This window comes from Methylobacterium sp. WL103, assembly GCF_008039885.1.
Taxonomy (GTDB): Bacteria; Pseudomonadota; Alphaproteobacteria; order Rhizobiales; family Beijerinckiaceae; genus Methylobacterium; species Methylobacterium cerastii.
In genome coordinates, this window is record NZ_VRUX01000241.1 from 1 (window position 1) to 6205 (window position 6205).

6 protein-coding genes are annotated in these 6205 nt (G+C 69.4%); 3 read left to right on the forward strand and 3 right to left on the reverse strand.

What is annotated here, in order from left to right; genetic code table 11:
* Nucleotides 1-198 precede the first annotated feature (198 nt).
* The 3 genes from FV222_RS15010 to FV222_RS15020 all read right to left on the reverse strand — a co-directional run bounded on the left by FV222_RS15010 (nucleotide 199) and on the right by FV222_RS15020 (nucleotide 4215).
* Nucleotides 199-1479 carry an MFS transporter gene (locus FV222_RS15010; protein WP_147751171.1) on the reverse strand — a complete coding sequence of 427 codons (1281 nt, stop codon included), beginning with the start codon at nucleotides 1477-1479 and terminating at the stop codon, nucleotides 199-201.
* 324 nt (nucleotides 1480-1803) lie between these two features.
* Entirely contained in the window at nucleotides 1804-2718 is a 915-nt protein-coding gene (locus FV222_RS15015; RefSeq protein WP_147764889.1) for a manganese catalase family protein, read from the reverse strand.
* 216 nt (nucleotides 2719-2934) lie between these two features.
* A complete protein-coding gene (locus tag FV222_RS15020) occupies nucleotides 2935-4215 on the reverse strand; it encodes an O-acetylhomoserine aminocarboxypropyltransferase (RefSeq protein WP_147764888.1) in 1281 nt (426 codons plus the stop codon).
* A 406-nt stretch (nucleotides 4216-4621) separates the two neighbouring features.
* Here FV222_RS15020 and FV222_RS15025 point away from each other — a divergent pair, with 406 nt between their 5' ends.
* The 3 genes from FV222_RS15025 to FV222_RS15035 all read left to right on the forward strand — a co-directional run.
* Nucleotides 4622-5158 (forward strand): SiaB family protein kinase, encoded by a 537-nt coding sequence (locus FV222_RS15025; protein ID WP_246685479.1) that lies wholly within the window; start codon nucleotides 4622-4624, stop codon nucleotides 5156-5158.
* Between the two features lie 13 nt (nucleotides 5159-5171).
* Nucleotides 5172-5561 (forward strand): DUF1987 domain-containing protein, encoded by a 390-nt coding sequence (locus FV222_RS15030; protein ID WP_147764886.1) that lies wholly within the window; start codon nucleotides 5172-5174, stop codon nucleotides 5559-5561.
* Nucleotides 5558-6205 (forward strand): GGDEF domain-containing protein (locus FV222_RS15035; RefSeq protein ID WP_147814893.1); only part of this gene is annotated, 648 nt, incomplete at its 3' end. The genes FV222_RS15030 and FV222_RS15035, both read left to right, overlap by 4 nt.

A 6205-nucleotide genomic window follows, 5' to 3' on the forward strand; every position in this document is an offset into this window, starting at 1 on the left:
CCGCCGAAGGCCGCTGAGCCTGCGCCGGCCAAGTCCGCGCCGGGTAAGTCCGCGCCGGGTAAGTCCGCCGCCAACCCGTTCTCGGTGGAGGAGATCGAGGCCGAGTTCGCGCGCCTGCTCGGCCGGCCGCTGGACAAGCGGAACTGACGCGCGGCGCGCTCCTAGGGGTGGCCCCGCCGAGGCAGGGCCATCCCTCAATTACACGCCCTTGCGCAGCGTCTCCGGCATCATCAGCACCGCGAGGAAGCTGATGATCGCCGTCACGGCGAGGTAGGCGCCGACCCAGGCGATCCCGCCCCAGTCGACCAGGCGCTGGGCGATGTAGGGGGCGCCCGACGCCCCGACGATGCCGGCGAGGTTGTAGGTCACCGAGGCGCCGGTGTAGCGCACGCGGGTCGGGAACAGCTCCGGCAGCAGGGCGCCCATCGGCCCGAAGATCCAGCCCATCGTGAACAGGCTCAGGCAGAGGAAGGCGAGCACGACCGCGCCCGAGCCGGAGCCGAGCATCGGCCCGAGCAGGCCGCCGAGGCTGAACGCCACCACCATGCCGACCATCAGCACCGGCCGGCGCCCGAAGCGGTCGGCGTTGGCGCCAGAGAGCGCGATGCCGAGCGCCATGAAGCAGACGGCGATGCACTCGAACAGCAGGAAGGCGGGCCGGGTGTAGCCGAGCGCCGCCGTGCCGTAGCCGAGGGCGAAGACGGTGGAGATGTAGAACACCGCGTAGACCGCCACCATCGCCAGGGTGCCGACGACGAGGGCGTGGCCGTGGCCGGTGACCATCGCGGCGAAGGGCACGCGCTCGGGCTTGGACTGCGCCAGCGCCGCCTTGAATGCCGGCGTCTCGCTGAGCTTGAGCCGCACGTAGAGGCCGACGCCGACCAGCGCGGCCGAGGCGAGGAACGGCAGACGCCAGCCCCAAGCCTGGAAGCTTTCCGCGCTGAGGCCGAAGCTGAGCGCCAGGAAGCTGAGGTTGGCCAGGATGAAGCCGACCGGCGCGCCGAGCTGCGGGAAGATGCCGTACCAGGCGCGCTTTCCCGGCGGCGCGTTCTCGACCGCCAGCAGCGCCGCCCCGCCCCACTCGCCGCCGAAGCCGATGCCCTGGCCGCAGCGCAGCAGGCACAACAGGGCCGGCGCCCACCAGCCGGCGGTGGCGTAGGTCGGCAGGCAGCCGATCAGCACCGTCGAGACGCCCATGATCAGGAGCGAGGCCACCAGCGTCGCCTTGCGCCCGACCCGGTCGCCGAAATGTCCGAACAGGGCCGCGCCCACCGGTCGCGCCAGGAAGGCGATCGCGAAGGTCGCGAACGCGCTGAGCTGCTGCACGCCGGGCTCGCCGGGCGGGAAGAACACCGGACCGATCACCAGCGCGGTCGCGGTGGCGTAGATGTAGAAATCGAAGAACTCGATCGCCGTGCCGACGAAGCTCGCGGCGAGGACCCGGCGGGCCGAGAGGGGGGGCGGCGTGGTCTGAAGCATGGGGGTTCGCGTTCGCACGGGGTCGGAATGCGCCCCGGTTAGTGCACCGCGCGGCGTTTGCACAGCATCCGGCGTGTCGAAACCTGATGGATGCAGGGATCGAGGGGCAACAACGTCAAGATCTGTAACCCTGCTGCCGCGACCACTTCCGCCGCCTCGAACGCGATGTAGACGACGATGAAGTCAGCGACCCGGCGGAGGTGCCGGCATTCCGCTCCCCGCCACGCCATGCCAACGCTCGCCTTCCGACGGGACCGCCGGCGGAGCCCACGAAAAAGGCCGGCGCCCCCTTCGGGACGCCGGCCTCGTCGTCTTAAGCGAGGATCAGCGGCTCTTCTTGTAGAGCTTGCTCGCGATCTCGAAGATCTCCTCCGGCGCGTAGTCGGGGGCGAAGGCGCCGTAATTGCCGTCGAGCTCCGGGATCTTGCCGCCTTCGGGGTGGCCGTCGACGATCTCGAGCTGGCCGGGCGGATCGCCCGGCAGCGCGACCTCGTCGTTCGACCAGACGCCGGCGGCTTCCGCGTAGTCCTTCGGGCTGAAGGTGTAGAGCCGGCGGTGGCTGCCCTCCTGCAGGTACTTCTGGCATTCGGGCACGCGGCTGAGATCGATGTTCGGCGTCGGCAGCATCTTCTCGATCTCGACGCCGGTGATCTTCTTCAGCGCCAGCGCGTAGGCGTGGGCGTGGACCGAGCCGCGCACCAGCAGGTAGCCGCAGACCTCGCGGCCGGTCGGGTCCTTCAGGGTCTCGTAGACGCGCAACTTGTGGATGCGGGCGCCGCATTCCAGGTGGAAGTTGTGCAGCAGGTCGATGATCAGGTTCCCGGTCGTCGTAACCATGTCCATGTTCCACGACGCGGCGTTCGCGTTCATCGGCATGGAGCCGCCGCCGTTCGACAGGAAGCTGCCGGCGAGCCGGATGTCCTGCATGTCGTGGAACGGCGCCTTGGAGATGTCGACGTTCTCGGTGTCGTCGCCGGGGCCGTTGTTCAGCATCGACACGCCGGTCGAGACCAGCTCGACGTGGCCGAGTTCCTCGGCGAAGATGCTCGACACCAGGCTATAGAACGGCCGCAGCTTGCTCTTGTTGCGGAAGTTGAAGCTTTGGAACATGTAGTTCCCCAGCGTCGACATCTCGCCGTACTTGCCGCCGAGCAGTTCCTGCAGGGCGGCCGCGGCGTTCGGATCGGGTCGCTTCGGCTGCGGGAGCTCGGCCTGCAGCTTGTCGATGCGCATGAACATGGGTGGGGATCCTTATCGCCGGAGAGCCGGGACGCCCTGGTGCTACCGACCAGCGCCGACCTTGTTCCTGGATAAGGCCCGATCGCCGCCGCACCCTCTCCCGCTCGGGTCCCCGGGCGGCAGGCACGAATCGGCCCGCCCCGCACGGAGGCGGGGCGGGCCGGCGGTCCTCCGAACGGCGTTTTTTCGCGCGCCGCGTGCCCGCGTAAAGGACGGCTACGCGGTGAGCGCGCCGTCGAGGTCGTCGATCAGGTCGGCCGGGTCTTCGAGGCCGATCGAGAGGCGGACCACCTCCGGCCCTGCGCCGGCCGCGGTCTTCTGCGCGTCGGTGAGCTGGCGGTGCGTGGTCGAGGCCGGGTGGATCACCAGCGAGCGCGTGTCGCCGATGTTGGCCACGTGGGAGAACAGCTGCAGGCCGCCCACGAGCTTGACGCCCGCGTCGTAGCCGCCCTTCAGGCCGATGGTGAAGACCGAGCCGAAGCCGTGCGGCGTGTAGCGCTTGGCGAGCTCATGGTAGCGGTCGGCCTCGAGCCCCGGATAGCTCACCCACGACACCGCCGGGTGGCTCGCCAGGTGCGTCGCCACGGCCAGCGCGTTGTCGCAATGGCGCTGCATCCTGAGCGGCAGGGTCTCGATGCCGTTGAGGATCAGGAAGGCGTTGAACGGCGACAGCGCCGGGCCGAGGTCGCGCAGGCCGAGCACCCGGATGGCGATGGCGAAGCCGAAGTTGCCGAAGGTCTCGGCCAGCACCATGCCGGCATATTCCGGCCGCGGCTCGCTCATCATCGGGTAGCGCGCGTCGCCAGCCCATTGGAAGCTGCCGCCGTCGACCACGAGGCCGCCGATCGAGTTGCCGTGGCCGCCGAGGAACTTCGTCGCCGAGTGCACGACGATGTCGGCGCCGTGCTCGAACGGCCGGATCAGGTACGGCGTCGCCATGGTGTTGTCGACGATGAGCGGGATGTTGTGCCGCTTGGCGATCTCCGACAGAGCGGCGATGTCGGTGATGACGCCGCCCGGGTTGGCGATGGACTCGCAGAAGATCGCCTTGGTGCGCGGCGTGATCGCGCGCTCGAACGAGGACGGGTCGTCGGTGTCGGCCCAGACCACGCTCCAGCCGAAGTTCTTGTAGCTGTGGTTGAACTGGTTGATCGAGCCGCCGTAGAGCTTGTTGGCCGCAATGAATTCGTCGCCCGGCTGCATCAGCGCGTGCATGGTCAGGAACTCGGCCGCGTGGCCCGAGGACACGGCGACCGCCGCGGTGCCGCCTTCCAGCGCCGCGATGCGCTCCTCCAGCACGGCGTTCGTCGGGTTGGTGATGCGCGAGTAGATGTTGCCGAAGGCCTGGAGCCCGAACAGCGAGGCGGCGTGGTCGACGTCGTCGAACACGAAGCTCGTGGTCTGGTAGATCGGCGTCGCCCGCGCGCCCGTGGCCGCGTCGGGGCTCGCGCCAGCGTGGATCGCCAGGGTGTTGAAGCCGGGCAGCCGGTCGCTCATCGTGTTGCCTCCTAGGCCCGCGGGCCCGTCACCGCCGTGTACGCCCGCGCGGCGCGAGGGGGCAAGGTCTCGCCGCGCCCGTGCCCACGACCTGCCTGCCTCCGGGCTGAGCAAGGCGCCTCCGGGCTGAGCAAGGCGCCTCCGGTCCGGACGGCATGATGCCTTCACAAGAGGCAATAGATGCACAGTGATCGAGCATCTACGCAAAGGCTTGCTACGCATCCGCCGATAGAGTCAGGCTTCAGGCGGCGCAATATCTACAACGAGCGATTGTTGCCATAGTCGCATAATGAATACTTTAACTGGCTATTCACGATTTCTGCCCAAGGGTTTCGACGGCGGATCGTTGGCTCGTCGTGCGCGGTCCGCCTTCGACCGGGAGGATGCTTTGCTCGCGCAGGATTTCATGGCGTTCCACGACGCCGCCAAGCGCAACGGCGTGATCCTCTCCTTCGGGGGCGACCTGTCGGAGAACGTGATGTTCTCGCTGGGCGAGGTGCTGAAGCTGCGCATGCGCCAGGAGGAGACCGACGCCTCGGTGGCCAAGCGCGTGTTCTCGATCTTCGTCGAGCAGGCGCAGAACGTGATCCGCTACTCCGCCGACCGGGTCGCGTCGGCGACCGAGGCCGAGCAGCCCCGCGTCAGCGGCGGCATCATCGTGGTCGGCTCGGAGGGCGGGCGCTTCTTCGTCGTCTGCGGCAACGAGGTCGGCCGGGGCGACGTGCCGCGCCTGCGCGAGCGCTTGGACCACATCGTCGGGCTGTCGGCCGACGAGCTGAAGCGCTTCTACCGCGACAAGCTCCGCCAGGCCCCCGACGAGGGGAGCCTGGGCGGCAGCATCGGCCTGATCGAGATCGCCCGGCGATCGAGCGCGCCCGTCGAGTACGATTTCCAGGAGATCGGCGATGACCGAAGCCTGTTCTGCCTCAAGGCGTACATCTGAGGACGCCGGCGCCATGACCCGCATACAGATCCCGCCGACGGACCGCTCGCCGGAGGTCGACTTCGACTTCGACGGCGGCCGCCTCGCCATGCGCGGCGAGTCCTACCCCGAGGACGCGGCCGCGTTCTTCGGCCCGCTGCTGCAATCCCTGCGCGGCTACCTCGAGACGCCGAGCCCGGAGCCGATCAGCTTCGACCTCTCGCTCGCCTACTTCAATTCGTCGAGCGCGAAGGCCTTGATGAACCTGTTCATGCCCCTGGAAGACGCGGCCGCCGAAGGGCGTCCGGTCACGATCCGCTGGCACTTCGCCGAGGGCGACGACACGATCGAGGAGGCCGGCGAGGACTTCGCCGCCGACTTCGACCACGCCCGCTTCGAAATGGTGAAGGACGTCGTCGCATGACCGGCGCGCGCAGCGCCTTCGCGGCGGCCCCGGTCCCGGCCGAGGACGCGTTCAGCCTCTTCGACAACGAGGAGGCGGTGATCGCGCGGGCGGACGCGATGCAGACCCGCCTGGCCGAGATGGCCGGCGGCGTGAAGGAGCTCGCCGGCGCCTATCGCCGCGGCACCCGCGAGCAGCGCCGCCTCGTCCGGCTCAGCGACCGCATGCAGCGCGACCTGCAGCAGGCCAACGCCCGCCTGGCGGAGCAGCAGCGCGACCTCCAGAGCCTCAACGAAGCCCTGTCGAGCGAGATCGACCATCGCCGGCGCCTCGAATCCGAGCTGCGGCGGCTGGCCGACACCGACGCCCTCACCGGCGCGATGACCCGCCGCTGCTTCCTCACCCTCGGCGAGCGCGCGTGGCGGGGGAGCCAGGATTCCGGCGGCACCGCCTGCGTGCTGATGCTCGACCTCGACCGCTTCAAGGCCATCAACGACCGCTACGGACATGCGGCGGGCGACGCCGCCCTCGTCGCCTTCGCCGAGGCCTGCCGCGCGAACCTGCGCGGGATCGACCTTTTCGGGCGCATGGGCGGCGAGGAGTTCGCCGTGGTGCTGGTCGACACCGGCGAGGCGGTCGCGCGCGAGGTCGCCGAACGCCTGCGC